At 72.7% G+C, this 17,733-nt stretch carries 16 protein-coding genes; 2 read left to right on the top strand and 14 right to left on the bottom strand.

The features are described 5' to 3' along the window. Window positions 1–82 precede the first annotated feature (82 nt). Complete coding sequence (locus OG361_RS19915; protein ID WP_405855388.1) at window positions 83–1,216, top strand: acyl-CoA dehydrogenase family protein; 1,134 nt, start codon at window positions 83–85, stop codon at window positions 1,214–1,216. A gap of 67 nt (window positions 1,217–1,283) precedes the next feature. Here OG361_RS19915 and OG361_RS19920 read toward each other — a convergent pair whose 3' ends face one another. The 4 genes from OG361_RS19920 to OG361_RS19935 all read right to left on the bottom strand — a co-directional run bounded on the left by OG361_RS19920 (window position 1,284) and on the right by OG361_RS19935 (window position 5,496). After that, window positions 1,284–1,628: a rhodanese-like domain-containing protein gene (locus tag OG361_RS19920; RefSeq protein ID WP_405855390.1), complete on the bottom strand. Its 345-nt coding sequence runs from the start codon at window positions 1,626–1,628 to the stop codon at window positions 1,284–1,286. A gap of 56 nt (window positions 1,629–1,684) precedes the next feature. Further along, complete coding sequence (locus tag OG361_RS19925) at window positions 1,685–2,509, bottom strand: hypothetical protein (protein ID WP_405862351.1); 825 nt, start codon at window positions 2,507–2,509, stop codon at window positions 1,685–1,687. Window positions 2,510–2,822: 313 nt separating this feature from the next. Continuing rightward, window positions 2,823–4,289: a DUF2252 domain-containing protein gene (locus OG361_RS19930; protein ID WP_405855392.1), complete on the bottom strand. Its 1,467-nt coding sequence runs from the start codon at window positions 4,287–4,289 to the stop codon at window positions 2,823–2,825. A 103-nt stretch (window positions 4,290–4,392) separates the two neighbouring features. After that, a complete protein-coding gene (locus OG361_RS19935; RefSeq protein WP_405855394.1) occupies window positions 4,393–5,496 on the bottom strand; it encodes a hypothetical protein in 1,104 nt (367 codons plus the stop codon). A gap of 148 nt (window positions 5,497–5,644) precedes the next feature. Between OG361_RS19935 and OG361_RS19940 the strand changes: the two genes are divergently transcribed. Beyond that, window positions 5,645–6,112: a MarR family winged helix-turn-helix transcriptional regulator gene (locus OG361_RS19940; protein WP_405855396.1), complete on the top strand. Its 468-nt coding sequence runs from the start codon at window positions 5,645–5,647 to the stop codon at window positions 6,110–6,112. A gap of 141 nt (window positions 6,113–6,253) precedes the next feature. Here the strand turns inward: OG361_RS19940 and OG361_RS19945 are convergent, their stop codons facing one another. The 10 genes from OG361_RS19945 to OG361_RS19990 all read right to left on the bottom strand — a co-directional run bounded on the left by OG361_RS19945 (window position 6,254) and on the right by OG361_RS19990 (window position 17,721). After that, window positions 6,254–6,913 (bottom strand): response regulator, encoded by a 660-nt coding sequence (locus OG361_RS19945; RefSeq protein ID WP_405855398.1) that lies wholly within the window; start codon window positions 6,911–6,913, stop codon window positions 6,254–6,256. 38 nt (window positions 6,914–6,951) lie between these two features. Then, window positions 6,952–8,658 carry a sensor histidine kinase gene (locus OG361_RS19950; RefSeq protein WP_405855400.1) on the bottom strand — a complete coding sequence of 569 codons (1,707 nt, stop codon included), beginning with the start codon at window positions 8,656–8,658 and terminating at the stop codon, window positions 6,952–6,954. A 426-nt stretch (window positions 8,659–9,084) separates the two neighbouring features. Next, window positions 9,085–10,329, bottom strand: coding sequence for an MFS transporter (locus OG361_RS19955; protein ID WP_405855402.1), 1,245 nt, complete (start codon window positions 10,327–10,329; stop codon window positions 9,085–9,087). Between the two features lie 79 nt (window positions 10,330–10,408). Beyond that, complete coding sequence (locus tag OG361_RS19960) at window positions 10,409–11,665, bottom strand: acetyl-CoA carboxylase biotin carboxylase subunit family protein (protein ID WP_405855404.1); 1,257 nt, start codon at window positions 11,663–11,665, stop codon at window positions 10,409–10,411. Next, window positions 11,662–12,681 carry a methyltransferase gene (locus tag OG361_RS19965; protein WP_405855406.1) on the bottom strand — a complete coding sequence of 340 codons (1,020 nt, stop codon included), beginning with the start codon at window positions 12,679–12,681 and terminating at the stop codon, window positions 11,662–11,664. Before OG361_RS19965 ends, OG361_RS19960 begins: the two co-directional genes overlap by 4 nt. 35 nt (window positions 12,682–12,716) lie before the next feature. Next, a complete protein-coding gene (locus OG361_RS19970; RefSeq protein WP_405855408.1) occupies window positions 12,717–12,911 on the bottom strand; it encodes an MbtH family protein in 195 nt (64 codons plus the stop codon). Continuing rightward, the gene (locus OG361_RS19975; protein WP_405855410.1) at window positions 12,908–13,636 is read right to left on the bottom strand and encodes a DUF6875 domain-containing protein; all 729 of its coding nucleotides are present in this window, start codon (window positions 13,634–13,636) and stop codon (window positions 12,908–12,910) included. The genes OG361_RS19970 and OG361_RS19975 overlap by 4 nt, the downstream gene beginning before the upstream one ends. After that, window positions 13,633–15,468: a non-ribosomal peptide synthetase gene (locus OG361_RS19980; RefSeq protein WP_405855412.1), complete on the bottom strand. Its 1,836-nt coding sequence runs from the start codon at window positions 15,466–15,468 to the stop codon at window positions 13,633–13,635. The genes OG361_RS19975 and OG361_RS19980 overlap by 4 nt, the downstream gene beginning before the upstream one ends. Continuing rightward, window positions 15,465–16,808 carry a cytochrome P450 gene (locus OG361_RS19985; protein ID WP_405855414.1) on the bottom strand — a complete coding sequence of 448 codons (1,344 nt, stop codon included), beginning with the start codon at window positions 16,806–16,808 and terminating at the stop codon, window positions 15,465–15,467. The genes OG361_RS19980 and OG361_RS19985 overlap by 4 nt, the downstream gene beginning before the upstream one ends. Window position 16,809: 1 nt before the next feature. After that, complete coding sequence (locus OG361_RS19990; protein WP_405855416.1) at window positions 16,810–17,721, bottom strand: phytanoyl-CoA dioxygenase family protein; 912 nt, start codon at window positions 17,719–17,721, stop codon at window positions 16,810–16,812. Window positions 17,722–17,733: the final 12 nt, after the last annotated feature.

A 17,733-nucleotide genomic window follows, 5' to 3' on the forward strand; every position in this document is an offset into this window, starting at 1 on the left:
TTCCCTTCCGCTAGAACCTGTTCTATCTTGACGGCTCGTCAGGGCAGAGGGACATCAGGGGCAGCAACGGGAGGGCAGGACAGTGGACTTCACCTTCACCGAAGAACAGCAGGCGGCCGTCGAGGCGGCCAGGACGGTCTTCTCGGGCGTCGCGCCCGACGCGGTACCCAGCCCGGCCCTCACCCCCGGAGCCGTCGCCGAGGACCTCGACCGACCGCTCTGGTCCCGCCTCGCCGCCGCCGACCTGCTCGGCCTCGGCCTGTCCCCCGAGCACGGCGGCGCCGGACTCGACGCCGTCGCGCTCTGCCTCGTCCTGCGCGAGTCCGCCCGCGTCCTCGCCCGCGTACCCCTGCTCGAGACCTACGCCGTCGCCACGACCGTCGAGCGGTACGCGGACCGGCACACGGCCGCCGCCCTGCTCCCCCGGGTCGGCCGCGGCGAACTCGTCCTCACGGCCGCCTCGCACGGACGCACCGGCCACGACCCGGCCGACCGCGCCGTCAGCGCCCACCACGACGGCACCACCTGGATCCTCGACGGACTCCAGAGCGCCGTCCCCTGGGCCCACGGCGCCGACCTCGTCGCCGTCCCCGCGCACACCGCCGAGGGCCGCACCGTCCTCGCCCTGGTACCCCGTGCCCACGAGGGCCTCACCCTCACCGAGCAGTACTCCACGAGCGGCGAACTCCTCGCCGAGCTCCACCTCGACGCCGTACGCCTCGACGACACCGACGTCATCGACGCCGAAGGCGCCTGGGAGTCGCTGCGCGAACTCCTCACCACCGGCACCTGCGCGCTCGCCCTCGGACTCGGCGAGGCCGTCCTCGCCATGACCAGCCAGTACACCGGCAAGCGCGAACAGTTCGGCCACCCCGTGGCCACCTTCCAGGCCGTCGCCGTCCAGACCGCCGACCGCTACATCGACCTGCGCGCCATGGAGGCCACCCTCTGGCAGGCCGCCTGGCGCGTCTCCACCGGGGCCGACGGGGCGCTCCCCGCCGCCGGCGACATCGCCGTCGCGAAGATCTGGGCCTCCGAAGGGGTCCGGCGCGTGGTGCAGACGGCCCAGCACCTGCACGGGGGCTTCGGCGCCGACACCGACTACCCACTGCACCGGTTCCACGCCTGGGCCAAGCAGCTCGAACTGTCCCTCGGCCCCGCCGCCGCCCACGAGGAGGCGCTGGGCGACCTCCTGGCCGCCCACCCCCTCGGCTGACGCGACCCGGCTTCGGACCAGCCCGGCCCGAGTCAGCCCAGCCCAGCTCAGCCCGGAGGAGCTCAGCTCAGAGGACGAAAGCCGGGCTGCCGTTCCCCGTCACCATCGGGCGCCCGGCACCGTCCCAGGCGAGCATCCCGCCCTCGACGTTCACCGCGTCGAAGCCCTGCTGCACCAGATACTGCGTGACCTGCGCCGACCGGCCACCCACCCGGCACATCACATAGGCGCGGCCGCGATCGGCCACCGCCTCCGTCACCTCACCGAAGCGCGCCACGAAGTCGCTCATCGGCACGTGCAACGCGCCTTCGACATGCCCGGCCTCCCATTCGTTGTCCTCCCTGACGTCCAGCACCAGGGCATCGGCCGGCACGGAAGCCGCGTCCACCGAGGGCAGCGGGGAGAAATTCATGGGACTGGCCTTCTCTCGTCAGAACCGCCCGAGCGAATTCGAGCGCACGGAAAAACCTACTGCACCAGTTCGGCCAGCTCGGTCTCACGCTCGGAGACCTGCGCGAGCAGTTGCTCCGCGATCTCCTCCAGGAGCCGGTCCGGGTCTTCCGGAGCCATCCGCAGCATCGCGCCGATCGCGGACTCCTCCAGCTCGCGGGCGAGCACGGACAGCATGTCCTTGCGCTCCGCCAGCCACTCCAGTCTCGCGTACAGCTCCTCGCTCTCGCTGAGCCGCTCCTCGGCCGGCACCGGTCCGGCCTCCCATTCGGCGGAGAGCTCGCGCAGCTGGGCCTCGTCGCCCCGGGCGTAGGCGGCGTTCACCCGCGTGATGAACTCCTCGCGCCGCTGCCGCTCGTCCTCCTCCCGGGCCAGGTCGGGGTGGGCCTTGCGGGCCAGCTCGCGGTAGAGCTTGCGGGCCTCCTCGCCGGGCCGTACGCGCTTCGGCGCCTGCACCGGCCGCTCGTTGAGCATCGCCGCGGCCTCGGGGGAGAGGCCGTCGGAGTCGATCCAGTCGTGGAACAGCTCGTCCACCCCGGGCATGGGCATGACCGCGGCCCGCGCCTCCTGTGCCCGCCGCAGATCCTCCGGATCCCCGGTGCGCGCCGCCCGCGCCTCGGCGATCCGCGCGTCGAGCTCGTCGAGCCGCGTGTACATGGGGCCGAGCTTCTGGTGGTGCAGCCGCGAGAAGTTCTCCACCTCGACCCGGAAGGTCTCGACGGCGATCTCGAACTCGATCAGCGCCTGCTCGGCAACCCGCACGGCCCGCTCCAGCCGAGCCTCGGGCCGCTCGTCCCCAGCCCGCTCGGCACCGTCGGACGGCTCGCCACCGTCAGGCCGCACGCCTTCGGACCACTCGCCATCCTCGGGCCGCACGCCCTCGGGCCGCACGCCATCGGCCTGCGCGTCCTCGGACTGCTCACCGTCGGACCGCTCGCCCTCGGGCTCCTCGTTCGCACCATGGTTCACGCTCACGTTCACGCCCGCCCACGTCCTCGTTCCGGCTCGTCCCACCCAGCCTACGGTCCTCTCGGGGGGGCCTCCCCCCTCCCTCCCCCTCCCCTCCCTCCCCGGTGTGAGCGTTCGGCCGGCGCGCCGAGGCAAGCGTCCTCGGTCCCTGCCCGGGCCCTGCCCAGTGCTCGTGCGCGGGCGTCGGTCAGACGCCCAGTTCCGCCGCTATGCGCCCCGCTCGTACGGCGGAGAGCAGGTCGGCGTGGTCCGCGGTGGTGCGGTCCGCGTACGTGACGGCGAAGGACGCGACGGCCTCGTCCAGCTCCTCGTTCTTGCCGCAGTAGCCGGCTATCAGGCGCGGATCGGCGCTGTGGGCGTGCGCCCGGGCCAGCAGTGCCCCGGTCATCCGGCCGTAGTCGTCGACCTGAGCGACGGTGAGCGCGGCGGGGTCGACGCTCCCCTTGCGGTTGCGGAACTGACGCACCTGGAAGGGGCGCCCGTCGACCGTGGTCCAGCCGAGCAGGATGTCGCTGACGACCTGCATCCGCTTCTGCCCGAGCACCACGCGCCGCCCCTCGTGGCCCGGGTCCGGCACCGTGAAGCCCGCGCCGGGCAGATACGGCAGCAGGACCGAGGGTCTGGCCTCCTTCACCTGGAGCACCAGCGGCTCGCCGCGGTGGTCGAGCAGCAGCACGACATAGGAGCGGGTACCGACGCTTCCGGTGCCGACGACCCGGAAGGCCACGTCGTGGACGGCGTACCGCGCGAGGAGCGGCAGCCGGTCCTCGGACACGGTCTCCAGGTAGGCGCCGAGGGAGGCGGTGACGGCCGCCGCTTCGGCGTCGGGGACTCTGCGCAGCACCGGGGGAGCGTCCACGAACCTGCGGCCGCCGCCGTCCGCCTCGGCCACGGACTCGGTCGACCGGGCGGCGAAGCGGGCGCTGGTGTTGTTGCGGGCCTTCGCCGAGACCCGCTCCAGGGTGCCGAGGAGGTCTCGGGCGTCGGTGTGCGAGACGAGCTCCTCGTCGGCGATCGCGTTCCAGGCGTCGAGGGCGGGCAGCCGGGCCAGGAGGCGCATGGTGCGCCGGTAGGCGCCGACGGTGTCGAAGGCGGCCGCCCGGCAGGCCTCCTCGTCGGCGCCGACCTCCCGCCCGGCGAGGACCAGGGAGGTGGCGAGCCGCTTGAGGTCCCATTCCCAGGGGCCGACGATCGTCTCGTCGAAATCGTTGAGGTCCATGACGAGCCTGCCCCGCGCGTCGCCGTAGAGGCCGAAGTTGGCGGCGTGCGCGTCGCCGCACAGCTGGGCGGCTATCCCGGTGACGGGGGTCGTGGTGAGGTCCTGGGCCATCAGCCCGGCGGATCCGCGCAGGAAGGCGAAGGGGCTGGCCGCCATCCTGCCGACGCGTATCGGCGTGAGCTCGGGGACCCGTCCTCGGCTGGACTCCTCGACGGCGCGGACCGCGTCCGGCCGGTCGGCGGCGAGGGCCGGCCGGTCGTGCGCGGAGCGCGGCACCCGGTCGCGCAGCTTCTTGCCCGCGTCCCTCGGGGAGACCACCCCGGCGTCGGCTACGGCGGCGCGGCTCGCGAAGCCCGGCACGTGCGGGATGCGCTCGCCGTCCGCCACTCCGTCAGTACCGCGCTGTCCCGGCACGACGGACCGAATCTCGTCCATGGGACGCCCTCCCCCGATGCGATGTCCAACATCATCCGGCCCTGACCGTACAGCCGCGCCTGATCGGCCGTCTCCCCCTGTGGACAACGCCCTGTGGACAACCTCAGACCGCGACCGCCTCCTCCATCTCCTCCTCCCTTTCCTCCTCCGTCTCCTGCTTGGTCGACTCCTCGGCGCCGGCCCCGCCCAAGGCCTTGCCCGAGGCCTCGCCCGAGGTCCCACCCGAGGTCCTCGCGGCCTCCACCATCCCGGCGGCGACGACGAGGGCCGCTCCGGCGAGGAGCCACAGGGCGAGGACGAGGACGTGTCCGCCGAGCGCGTGACCGTCGAAGTACACATGGCCGCGGACGCCCTCGACGAAGCCCGCCCCGTTCCAGAAGGCGTGCAGCGAGCCGAAGAATCCGGGCTGGAGCTCGGGGCGGTAGATGCCGCCGGAGCTCGTGAAGTTGAGCATCACGAAGAGCACCATCACGCCGAGGGTGGTCCAGCGGCGCAGGAAGGTGTGGAGGCCGACGCCGACGAGCAGGATGCCCGCCGCGTACAGCCAGGACAGTGCCCAGACTCCGCCGAGGCCCTGGTCGACCAGGTGGAAGACCGGTCCTGCGAAGAGGGCGCCGACGAGGCTGACGACGAGGGACATCCCGGCGGCGAGGAGGACCCTGATCCGCATGGGCAGGACCGCGCCGGCCCCGCCGATGACGGCGACGGAGGCGTAGGCGCCGATGCTGAGGGCGACGAGCAGGAAGAAGACGCCCTGGCCGGTGGGGTCGCCGGAGGAGACGGGGGCGACGTCGGTGACCTTGAGCGGGGCGCCCTGCGCGGCGGCGACCTTGGTGAAGACCTTCTCGACGGCCATGGCGCTGGTGTCGGAGGAGGCCGAGGCGACGAGGAGTTCGGGCTTCTCACCGGGGATGTACGCCCCGAAGCTGCCCTGCTCGCGCAGCGAGGCGACGGCCGTCTCCCGGTCGGCGACGGTACGGACGTCGAGCGCGCCGGCTCCCTTGTCGTGGAGCGTCTGCGCGAGGACCTGGGCGGTGGACCCTGAGCCGACGACGTCGACGCGCAGGTCGTGGGGGGCGGGGGCGTGGAAGGCGCCGAGGTAGGCGAGGCCCATGCCGACACACATCAGCAGGGGAGTGAGCAAGTGCCCGAGGACATGCCTCAACGCGCCGGTGGTCTTCGGTCCTGCGGACACCGATACCTCCATGGTTGGCTTTTACAACTAAAGAACCGTTGTACTATACAACCGAAACGTCGTACCGAACCACCGACTGCCGAGCGACGACAGCAAGCCACACCGGTGAGCGACGGCGGCGACGAGCGACGAGCGACGAGCGACGACAAAGGAGCGCACCATGACCGGCGGCGCAGAAGTACCGCGCGAGGCGTCCGTGGACGTCATCCAGCGCGAGCTGACGGCCTTCGCGCGCCGGGCCCGCGCCGCGGCGGCCCGGGTCCACCCGGAGCTCCCGCTCGTCTCCTACACGCTCCTCGCCCACATCGAGGAGCAGCGGGGCTGCCGCGCCACGGACCTCGCGGCCCACTACCTGCTGGACAAGTCGACGGTCAGCCGCCAGGTCGCCGCCCTGGAGAAGCTCGGGCTGATCGAACGGCGCCCCGCCCCCGACGACCACCGCGTCCAGGTCCTGCATCCCACCGCGGCGGGCGCCGGCCTGCTCGCGACGGCCCAGACGAGCCGCCTCGCCGCTTACCAGGAGCGCCTCAAGGACTGGTCGGCCGACGACCTCGCCCAGTTCGCCGCGTACCTGCTCCGCTACAACACCGCGAGCACGACCGGCCTCCCGGACGGCCCCCGGCGCTGACCCGGCCCGCGCGCCGCCGCCGGGCCATCTGCCGACCCAGCCCACACGCTGACCCCGACCCCGCGATCCGGCCCACACGCCCGACCCGGCCCACACGCCCGACCCAAACCCCGCCGACCCGGGCCACGCCCAGGCAGGGGCCTACAGCCCCGCGTCCCGCGCCAGCAGCGCCGCCTGGACGCGGTTCTCGCAGTCCAGCTTGGCCAGGATCCGGCTGACGTAGGTCTTCACCGTGGCCTCGCTCAGGTGCAGCCGCCGCCCGGCGTCCGCGTTGGACAGCCCTTCCCCGAGCACCGCCAGCACCTCGCGCTCCTTCTCGCTCAGCCCCGCCACCCGTACGCGCGCCTGCTCGGACCGCGCCGCCTCCCGGCCCGTCGCGAGCCGCTCGACCACGTGTCTGGTCGCGGCGGGCGAGAGGTACGCGTCTCCCGCAGCGGCCGCCCGCACCGCCCGGATCAGCTCGGCCGGTGCCGTGTCCTTGAGCAGGAACCCGGCGCCCCCGTGCTCCAGCGCCCGCAACACGTTCTCCCGCTCACCGAAGGTCGTCAGGACGATCACCCGGGCCGCCGGCGCGGCCCGGCGCAGTTCCGGCAGCGCGGAGAGCCCGTCGAGCACCGGCATCTGGATGTCGAGCAGCACCACGTCGGCGGCGTGTGCCCGCGCCGCCTCGACCGCCGCCCGCCCGTCGGCCGCCTCGCCGACCACCTCGATGTCCGGGTCCGAGATGAGGATCATCCGGATCCCGGCCCGGATCAGAGGCTCGTCGTCGGCGATCACGACCCTGATGGGCTGCCCTGCCACAGCTACTCCCCCACGACTCCGGTAGGGCCGGTTCAGCACTACCGCTGCTCGACCACGTACGACTTCTTCTCGATCAGCTTGCCGTCCTTGAAGCAGAACCGGAAAACGGGCTCCTGGTCGAAGGTCTCGCCCATCTCCGAGGACATCAGCACCAGGCACTCGGCCCCGGCCGGCCGCTCCGGCCCCGTGCCGCCCAGGCCCGTGGTGGCGATCGTGTCGCCCGAGGGCAGCTGGTCGCGGACCTCCCGCTCGGACATGCCGACCTTCACCGCGTCGTACTGCACGGGGTCGATCATCCCCTCCTTGACCGAACCCATCAGGAAGAACAGACCGAAGCCCGCGGCCACCACCAGCAGGACGAGCGCCGCGAACGCGATGCCGCAGCCCAGGGCGATCCCACCGCCCGTGCTTCTGCCCCTGCCCCCGCGCACCGCCATCGCCAGCTCCCGCTCCGTGAACGTCCAGTCGGCCTGTCCGACCACGACCGGACGACCATCGCCCACCAGCGGCTTCGTCGACTGCTGCCGGAAGTCGTCGGCCGCATCGACCAAAGGCGCCGCCTCGGCGACGGGCGCCGCCCCGTACGGCAGCATCCCGGCGACCCGGAAGCCACCGCCGTCGGCCGGACCCGCGTGGCACATGCCGCCGACCAGCCGGGCCCGCTCGGCGAGCCCGGTCAGCCCCTGCCCGCCGCTCACCACGTCCTTCGCGGGCCCGTCCACCGGCGGCTCGTTGAGGACCTCGACGACGAAGGTGTCCGGCTCGTACCGCAGCTCGACGCCGATCGGCGCCCCCGGCGCGTACTTGTAGGCGTTGGTCAGCGCCTCCTGCACGATCCGGTACGCGGCGTGGTCCGCGGCCGGCGCCAGCGGCCGCTCCTCCCCGAGCCGTCGCAGCCCGACCGTGGTCCCGGCCGCCCTGGCCGCCGTCACGAGCCCCTCGATGCCGGCGGTCCCCCGCGCCGCCCGCCCCGTCTCGTCCCCGGCCCTCGCGGGCGCCGACGCCGTGCCCTCCGTCGCCTCGATGCCGTCGCGCAGTATGCCGACGACCTCCCGCAGCTCGTGCATCGCCGTCACCGACGCGTTCCGCAGGACGCCGACCACCTCGCGCTGCCGCTCGCTCAGTTCCCGGTCCACCTCCAGGGCGCCGGTGTGCACGGCGATCAGTGCCAGTTGGTGCCCGAGGCTGTCGTGCATGTCCTGGGCGATCCGCTGCCGCTCCCGCAGCCGCGCGTGCCAGGCCACCATGGTCCGCTCCCGCAGCAACTGCGCGTTGTGCTCCTGGAGGGCGTGCAGAAGGGTCCGCCGCTGGGTCCAGTAGCGGTGGGCGAGGCCCGGAGCCAGGGTGGTGCCCAGGTAGTAGAGGGTCGCGAGGAAGGCGACGGTGAGCAGCCGCTGCCGGTCCCAGGTCTCCAGCACCGTCCCGCCGACGTTCAGGACGAAGGAGGCCATGAAGGCGGCGAGCGCCTGCCCGGCGCCCGCGATGTACCGGCCGGCCGACCAGCTGACCACGATCAGCAGCGGTCCGAAGCCCGGCAGGAAGGGGACGAGGCCCGCGGCCACGACGAGGACGCTCGCGGGCAGTCTGCGCCGCAGCAGCGACAGCGCGGCGGCACCCGCGGCGACGCCGGCCAGCCGCCAGCCCTCCCCGCCCAGGAGCTCCTCGGTCCCGGCGGCGAGCACCGCCACGACCACGGCGAGCGCGATCTCACCGGCGGTTCTGCGTCGGGACCAGTGGCCCGGCACCGCGAACCATCCCCACCAGGCGGCGAACCTTGCCCCCGTTCCGGTTCCGTTCCCGGTTCTGTTCCCGTTCCCGTTCCCGGTTCCGTTCCCGTTCCCGATCCTGCTCCCGGTCTCCGTCCCGCTCGCGCTCCGGGCCCCCGACTTCGACATAGCGTCCACGCTCGCACCCTAGGCAGCGGACCCACCCACGGGCATCCGTCTTTCGTCTCGCCCCGCAACGACAAAAGTCGCGAACCCGCGCCCCGATCAGCCCCGTAACGGCGAGCGCATGAGCGTCGCGGACGCCGACGACAAGGCCGCAGCCCTCGGAAGCGGGACATCAGGTTGCGCGTCGGGGCCACCCCCTCGGATGCGGACGAAGGAGGTGGCACCGAGACGCAAGGGACAGCAAGGGACATCAAGGGACATCAAGGGACAGTATCGATATCAGCCTGCCGGCACGGGGGTGGACTCGGTGCTCAGACTGCGCGCGTCCCTGCTCAGCGCCATGGTGACACCGACCACAAGCATCGGCAGGGCCGCCATGATGAAACCCCAGCGGACGCCGACAGTGACCAGGAGGCCCATGAGGGCGAACGAGACCGGCTCAAGGACGACCCTCGGCAAGCTCATGATGCTGTTGGTCCGGCCGAGGAATTCGGTCGGCGTCCGGGTCTGGATGAAGGTCGGCAGCGCCACGTCGCTGGAGTAGGCGACACCGACGCCGAGCACCGCGAGCAGGGTGGCCGCGGCCCACGGCGTGGGAAGGAAGCCCAGGGTGGCGAAGGCCAGGCCCTCGCACAGGGTCATGCCGATGATCAGCAGGCCCCAGCGGCGCGGCAGACCGGTGACGGCCGCGGCGATGGTGCCGGCGAGCTGGCCGAGGCCCCAGGAGGAGATGAGCAGACCGAGCGTGAGCGCGCTGTCCGAGAAGCTCTTCGAGAGAGCCGGCAGGCCGACCGCGAAGAGCCCGCTGTAGCTGAGCGCGGCCGCCGAGATGAGCAGCAGGATGGAGCGCACCTCGCGGCTCCGGCGGGCGTAGCGCAGGCCCGAGGCGATCTCCGAGCGGATCTGCGCGATCGACGGCGACGCGGCGTCGGGGTCCGCCGGCCGGGCAGGGACCGCGCGCAGGCTCAGGGCTGCCAGGAAGAAGGACGCCGCGTTGAAGAAGATCGCGGTGGTGGCACCCGCCGACGCGACGAGGACGCCGCCGAGGACCGGGCCGAGGAGCCGCGCGCCCTGCTCGTTGAAGCCGGTCAGCGCGTTGGCACGGGGCAGGTCCTCCTTGTCCACCAGGGAGGGCACGATGCTGTCGCTGGCCGGCCAGAAGAAGGCCTCGGCGACGCCCATCACGACGGCGATCGCGTAGAACTGCCAGGTCTGCACGCCGTCGAAGAAGCTCACCAGGCCGAGGGCCACCACGGCGGTGCCTCGCGACAGATGGGTCGCCAGCATGACCGTACGGGGGGACAGCCGGTCGACGAGCGCCCCGCCGATCAGCATCAGGACACCCCGCGGGATGGCCTGGGCCAGCACGACGCCGGCCAGCGTCGCGGCCGAACCGGTCTCCTGGAGCACCAGCCAGATGAAGGCGACCTCGAAGCTCAGGTCGCCGAGGATCGAGATGCCCTCCCCCGCCCAGACCAATCGGAACCGCCGGGAACGCAGCGGCTGCCGCAGCTGATCCAGCATCACTTGCCTTTCTGTCGCGGCACGCCCGGCGCACCGTCGGTGTACGGGGCCGGCCGGTGCGGCCCGCCCCGGGTCGTCGTCAGACCGCGTTCCGGTACGTGGCGACAAAGGTGCGCGCCACCTGGCCCACCAGGTTCCGCATGCCGGTGTGATCGGGCGCGTGGCCGTGCACGAGACCGAGCATCTGGTTGCCGATCCGCCAGTCGACCGGCTGGCCCGGGCGGGCCAGGACGTCGACGGCGGTGATCCCGTCGAGGGCTCGCACCTCGTCCACTCCGTCGAGCCCGGTCAGTTCGCGCGCCTCGACGGGCGGGAGGAGCACCCATTCGAAGGTGACGCCGGAGAAGTCGAAGGAGGGGTCGGCGGGCCGCCGGCCGAGCGCGAGGTCGAGCGCGAAGCGCACCAGGCTGTCCTTCGAGGCCCTCGGGAGAAGGTCCACCACGTGGCCTCCGACGCGGCCGTTCACCTCGATGATCCGGGGGCCCGCCGGGGTCAGCTTCACCTCGGTGTGGGTCACCGAGTCGCGGATGCCGAGCGCCCGCACCGCCGCGGCGGCCAGGGTCCGCACCTCCTCCGCCAGCGCCGGGGACAGCGTCGAGGGGAGGAAGAAGCCGGTCTCGCGGAACGGCTCCGCCAGCGGCAGCTTGCCCGACACGCAGGAGGCCAGCACCTCCCCCCGGTACACCAGGCCCTCCACCGACACGTAGTCGCCCCATCCCTCACCGGCGGCCGAGGGATCGCCGACGAGGCACTCCTCGACCACGAACACCCGGTCCTGGCCGATGTCGCCCGACATCACGGCGGGCAGCTCGCGGACGGCCTGCTCGGCGGAGTCCAACCTGACGGTGTTCCGGCTTCCGGCCCCGGTCCTGGGCTTGACCACGATCGGGTAGCCCAGCTCCGCGGCCGCCTCCAGCACCTGTTCGGGGGAGTCTGCCAGCCGGCATCCGGTGGCGTCCACGCCCGCGGCGGCCAGCGCCGCGCGCTGCGCCAGCTTGTCGGTGAGCAACCTCGTGGTCTCGGCGCCGTGGTACGGGAGGCCGAGCCGTTCCGCGAGTTCCGCGGTCAGGCCGAGGCAGTACTCGCTGAAGGTCACGATGGCCTCGGGCGCTTCCCGGCTCACCGCCGCGGCGGCCTCGTCCGGGCTCAGACCGGTGATGTCGCAGACCGTGGAGCGCCGGCGCAGTCCGCGGAGCAGCGGTGCGACCCCCGGCCTGGCCGCGTCGCACACGAAGATCACCTCGCACAGGCCCTCGGCGTCGGCGAGCACCGTCCCCGGCCCGACCGAGCCGTCGGCGTACACCACCGCGACGCGGGGCAACGGCTGATCGGTCATCGGGCCACTTCCACCTCGGACAGCGACCACTGGGGCCTGCCCGGGACGGGGACGGTGTCCGTGTCCGAGAACCTCAGCCCGGCGGCCGACAGCAGCACGGCCAGCTCCGAACGGCTGCGCAGCTTCCCGCCGAAGTGGACGAGGGCGTGCAGGTCGCCGATGGGGGCGAAGGAGCCGGCCGAGACGCGCTCCGGCATGTCGGCGTCCACGATGAGCAGCCGAGCCTCCGGGGTCATCGCGGCGGCGCAGTGGCGCAGGATCCGCAGGGCGTCGTCGTCGTTCCAGTTGGGCAGCACCCGGACCAGCAGATAGCGGTCCGCCCCCGGGACGATGCCGTCGAGGAAGGATCCGGTCACCGTCCCGGCCCGGCCCTCCAGCGCGGGATCGGAGAGTCGCCGGCGGGCCTCTTCGATCACGTGCGGGATCTCCTGGAGGGTTCCCTCCAGGTGCGGGCGGGCGAGGAGGAGTTCGGCGAGGGTGGTGCCGTTCCCGCCGCCGATGTCCGCGACCGAACCGGACGTGGTGAAGTCGTACGCCTCGGCCAGCGCGTCGCCGAGGCCGTCGACCGCGATGACGGTGTTGTAGTGGGCCGCCAGCTCCGGGTGCGCGTCGAGGAACCCGTAGAAGTCGGTGCCGTGGCGGTGCTGGAAGCCGCTGCCGTCCGTACAGAGGAGGTCGTGCAGCGTATCGAACGACGGTGCGCTCACTGCCCCGAAGTAGACGGCGGCGCTGTGCAGAGAGTCCGGCACGTTCGTGCGCAGCGGCTCGGCGAGCGGGGTCAGCCCGAACGTTCCGCCGGGGTGGCATTCCAGCAGGCCGACCGCGACGAGCGCCCGCAGGATCTGGAGTAGGCGGTCGGGCCGCGTGTCGGTCAGCTCGGCCAGTCGGCCGAGCGTGACCGGCCGCTCCGCGAGGAGGTCGGCCAGGCCCAGCCGGGCGGCGGTGGTCACCAGGGCGGTGGCCCGGTAGCCACCGATCATCTCCAGGAGCCCGGAGCGGGCTTCGTCGGCATCCATGTGTGCGTTCCTCTCTTGGGTCGGGTGGGCCGGGGTCAGGACCGTGCGGCCCGGACCGACCTGGGGGTCATGTCCGTCCACTCGTCCTCGATCCGCAGCAGGCACTTCTCGCGGCTGGCCGGGGCGCCGCTGGTGCGCCAGCCGAGCGGGACCTCGTGGTAGGTGGGCCAGATCGAGTACTGCTCCTCGTCGTTGACGACGACGTGGAAGAGGTCCTGGGACGGGTTCATCGGGTGACTCCTTCGTCGGTGATGAGCGCGGGCAGGCCGTGCCGGGCCACGGCGGCCTGGTAGACCTCGCGCAGCAGCGGATCGCGGACCCTGCCGCGCTCGTAGTGGGAACGGAAGGTGATGTCGTACTTCTCGAACCAGTCCTGACGGCTGTTCAGGAAAAGCACGTCGTGCGGCGCCATCCGACGCATCGCGAGCAGGCCGATCGGCGCCAGTGAGACGCGGAAGCCCGTGTTGCGCGCGGCTCGTTCGTCACAGTTCGGGTGGAACTGGCCGATCATCAGGCCGGCGTCCACGGCCAGGTTCTTCAGCGACTCGTAGGCGTCGTCGAGGCGCTGCCAGCCGTCCGGCCCGGTAAGCGGCATGACGACGAGCCGGCATTCGAGCGAGGCACCGGACTTGGGCTGGGGTTCCATCGTCAGGGTGAAGTCGACGAGCTCCTCGGTGAGCGCCTCGGTGATGCCCGCCGTGGTGGAGCCGTCCACGTCGTAGCGGAAGTGGAACTGCACGGCTTGGTCGTTGAGGGCCGGCGGGACGAACGGGCAGACCGGACCGGTCCTGCCGAGCTGTTCGTGCGAGCCGCCCACGTAGTCGCGCAGCCAGGCGTCCACCACGGCGAGGTCCGCGGCGAAGACGTGGCCGGGCGGCTCGGTGCGGATATGGAGACGGCGACGCTCGGGCGGCACTCTGCGGGTGGTCGTGGCGGGGGCGGCCGATGTCGTCATGCGGCGGCCTCCGCACCCAGCCGGTCCTCGACGAGACCGGCCAGCTCGCCGTACGACTCCAGGGCGTAGACGTCGGCGAAGTCCAGTTCCACGCCGAGTCCGGTGCGGACGTCCTCGACCAGCCGCATCAGGTCGAGCGAGCTGCCGCCGTCGGCGAAGAAGTCGGAATCGACGTCGGGCTCCACTCCGGTGTGCCGCTGCCAGAAGGCAGCCAACAGGGGGAAGGGCAGGCCGGTGTCCTTGGCCGAGTCGGGGCGGTCCTCCGGCGCGGGACGGTTCTCGTGCTCCTGGGGGGCCTCCGGCTCGGGACGGCTCTCCGGCTCGGGACGGAAGGCGGTCTGCGCCAGTTGACGCAAGGCCCGGCGATCCACCTTCCCGGTCGGACCCAGTGGGAGGGTTTCCAGGGCGAGGATCCGCTCGGACACCAGATGGCGCGGCACCCGCAGGCAGGTCCGCTCGCGCAGGGCCGCCGTGTCGAGACCGGCCGGGGTGACGAAGCCGACGAGGGTCGCCCCCTCCTCGGTCCGCTGGGCCAGCACGGCCGCGTCCGTGACCTCCGGGTCGGCGGCGAGCACTGCCCGCGCCTCGGCGAGGTCGACCCGGAAGCCGCGGACCTTCACCTCGTCGTCCGCCCGGCCCAGGAACTCCAGCGAACCGCTCGGCAGCAGCCGGGCGCGGTCGCCGGTGCGGTACATCCGGGCGCCGGGATCCTCGGCGAAGGGGTCGGGCAGGAACCGCTCGGCGGTGGCGGCCGGACGGTCGAGGTAGCCGCGGGCCAGCCGGTCGCCGCCGACGAACAGCTCGCCGGGCTGACCGTCCGCCACCACGTCCAGCCGCTCGTCCAGGACGTAGCAGAAGGTTCCGGGGTAGGCGAACCCGATCGGCAGCGAGTCGGACTCCGTCCGGTCGCGTCCGGCGACCGGGCCCAGCGTGCTGAAGGTGGTGTTCTCGGTGGGCCCGTAGCCGTTGACGAGGGTCGTTCCCGGGTACGCGGCGGTGAAGGCGTCGGCCACGTCGGGCAGGACGACGTCTCCGCCGACGACCAGTCGCCGCAGGGTGCCGAGGGCCGCCGCATGATGAAGGGCCATCAGGTGGAAGACCGCGGCGGTGAGCCAGGCCGTGGTGACCTCTGGACGGTGCAGCTGCGCGGCGAGTTCGTGCAGCGCCTGCGGATGGTGCGGTACGGCGACCACCCGGGCGCCCGCGAGCAGGGCGTTCCAGATCTCGAAGGTGGAGGCGTCGAATGCCAGGGTGGAGTGCAGCAGGGTGCCGTCCTCCGGGCCGAGCCGCAGCTCCCCGCCACCGAGGGCGAGGCCGGTGACACCGCGGTGGGTCACGCCGACCGGCTTGGGCTCGCCGGTGGTCCCGGAGGTGAACATCACGTACGCGAGGTCGTCCGGGCCGGCGTCCGTGGCGGACAGCGGACCGCCGGCCTCCATCAGGCCGAGCTCGCCCACCGCCCGGGTGGCCAGGCCCGGCACGGCCGGGGCCCGGTCGTCGGTACTCAGCTGAAGCACCGCGCCGGAGAGCCGCGCCATCAGGGCGGCGCGCTCGGCCGGGAAGGAGGGGTCCACCGGTACGTAGTAAGCACCGGCGAACAGGACCGCCAGCATGCCCAGTACCGCCGGCCGGCCGCCGTGGCCGGTGAGCAGCACGGCGTCGCCCCTCCGGACACCCAGCCGGCCGAGCTCCGCGGCGGCGGCGCGGGCCCGGGTCAGCAGCCCGCCGTAGCTGTACACGCCGTCCCCGTCCACGACCGCGGGACTGTCCGGCTGCCGTTCCGCGACGGCGGCGAAGGCGTCTTCGACGCGTCGGCCGGTCGGGCTGGTCATCGGGTGTGCTCCTGTCCGTGGGCGGTGAAGACGGCCTGGGGGTTCGGGTCGGGGGCGAGGGCGATGTGCGGGCGGAGCGTGGTCACCGGCTCCGGGTCGAGCAGCTCGACCAGGCCGTGACGGAGCACGGTGGCGGCGACCAGCTGTGCCTCCAGGAGGGAGAACTGGCGGCCCAGGCACTGGTGCGGGCCCGCTCCGAAGGGGAGGTACTGCTGGGCGGGCGGGCGGTCGCCGAGGAAGCGTTCCGGGCGGAACTCCTCGGGCGCCTCCCAGAGTTCGGAGTCGTGGTGCATGACGTAGGTGGCGGTGAGCACCACGTCCCCCGGGACCAGCTCGATCCCTGCGGCCTCCAGCGGCTCCTCGATGGTGCGGACCAGGGCCCAGGCCGGCGGGGTGAGCCGCAGCGACTCCTCGACCACGGCCCGCAGGTAGGGCAGGGCGCCGTTCGGGGCCGCGGGCTGCGCGGCCAGCGCGTCGAGGTCCTCGGCGCGGACCTCCGCCAGGCTCCGGCTCAGTGCCTCGGGGCGGTGCGCCAGGTTGTGGAAGATCCAGGTCAGCAGGGTTCCCATGGTCTCGACGCCCGCGACGAAGACGGAGAGCAGCTCCTCGCGCAGCACCTGGTGGGGGTCCTCGCCCGCCGCGGCCTCCTCGCCGAGCGCGGCGACGATCTCGGCCAGCACGCCGGGCTCGGAGGCGGGGCAGCCGAACTGTCCGGCCCGCCCGGAGATGAAGGTCTCCAGGGCCTCCCGGCGCTTGAGGAAGGCCTCGTAGTCGCCGTCGTCGACGGTGTCGGGGAGGAACAGCCGGTGGTCCAGGTACTCCACGGCGTCCTGGAGCGCCTCGGTGAGTTCGAGGAATTCCGGTCCGTCGAGCGCCGGGTCGACCGAGCGCAGGATGACCTGGACGCTGAGCCGCTGCATGGTCGCCGCGAGGTCCATCGGCTGCCCGGCGCCGGCCAGCAGCTCGCGCCGGACGAAGTCCTCGGCGGCCTTCAGGATGACGCCGTGCCCGGCCGCGACCGCACGCGGGGTGAACATCGGGCGGAGCAGGTTCCGGCGGCGGCGCCAGCGGTCACCGGTGGCGGCCACGAACAGACCGCTGCCGACGAGTTCGCGCAGCAGTGCCCGGTGCGTGCGCAGGCCGTGCACCAGGGCGGCGTTGGCGAGCGCGGGCTCGGTGGTGATGAGGATGCGCTGCTCGCCCTTGCCCTCACCCTCGTCGTACGGGATGACGCAGACCGTGCCCTCGGCGCGTATCCGGGTCAGGGTGCCGAGCGGGTCGCCGCGCATCCCCTTGTTGAACCCGTCGAGATCGACGGGGCTGGGCGTGATCGTCGCCATGTCAGCCACGCTCCCCGGCGATGTCCTCGGCGGCGTCCTGTGCGGTGTCCTCGGCCGACGGGATGATCTGCTGGGCGTACTCGCTCATGACCCAGCCCTCCTCGGTCCGCACCGAGGTCCGCTGCCGCTCCTTGAAGCCGCCGTCGTTCTCCTGGTGCCAGGCGAACGGCGGGCGGAGCAGGCGGCGCTCGACCGGCGTCCAGTCGTCGAAGTCGGTGTCCTCGGGCACCGGGGCCGGCGAGGTGTGCTGGACCATCCCGGCGGTGTAGCGGCAGAAGACCACGCGCCGCTCGAAGTCGGCGGCCCAGGGCCAGCTGCCGTGGGTCGCGGTGTCCGCGAAGAGGACCACCGAACCGGCCTTCACCGGCACCCGGCTGACGAAGTCGCCGGTCTTCTCCCAGGCGGCGTACTCGTCCGGCATCGGGAAGTGCGACTTGTGGCTGCCGGGGACGACGGCGAAGCCGCCCTGGTCGGCGAGGGCGTCGGTGAGGCAGAAGGCCACGATCAGGTGGCCGGCGTAGATCTGCCCTTCGCGGACCTGGTAGCTCAGCGGCGGGTACTCCCAGGGGGTGTTGCCGTTGTGCAGGACGAGCGCACCGGCGCCCTTGCGGGCGAAGAGGACCTGCCCCTCGTCGTACCGGAGGTCGGCGCCGAGCAGCTCCTCCAGGTAGGGCAGCACCTTGGGGTGCGCGAGCAGGTCGCGGACCGGACGCTCGGTCTCGTGCAGGGGGCCGGCGTTGGCGATGAAGGGGTTGTACTGCTTGAGCAGCCCGAAGTCGTGCTTGTTCTCGCCCTCCCAGAGTCCGTGGCCGTCCAGAGCGGAGTTCACCGCGGCGAGCTCCTCGGCGCCGAGCACGTCCTCCAGGACGAGGTAGCCGTTCAGGTCGAAGCGGTACTTCTCTTCCTCGTTCATGTCTCTCCTCGA

The organism is Streptomyces sp. NBC_00090 (genome assembly GCF_045160815.1).
Lineage (GTDB): Bacteria > Actinomycetota > Actinomycetes > Streptomycetales > Streptomycetaceae > Streptomyces.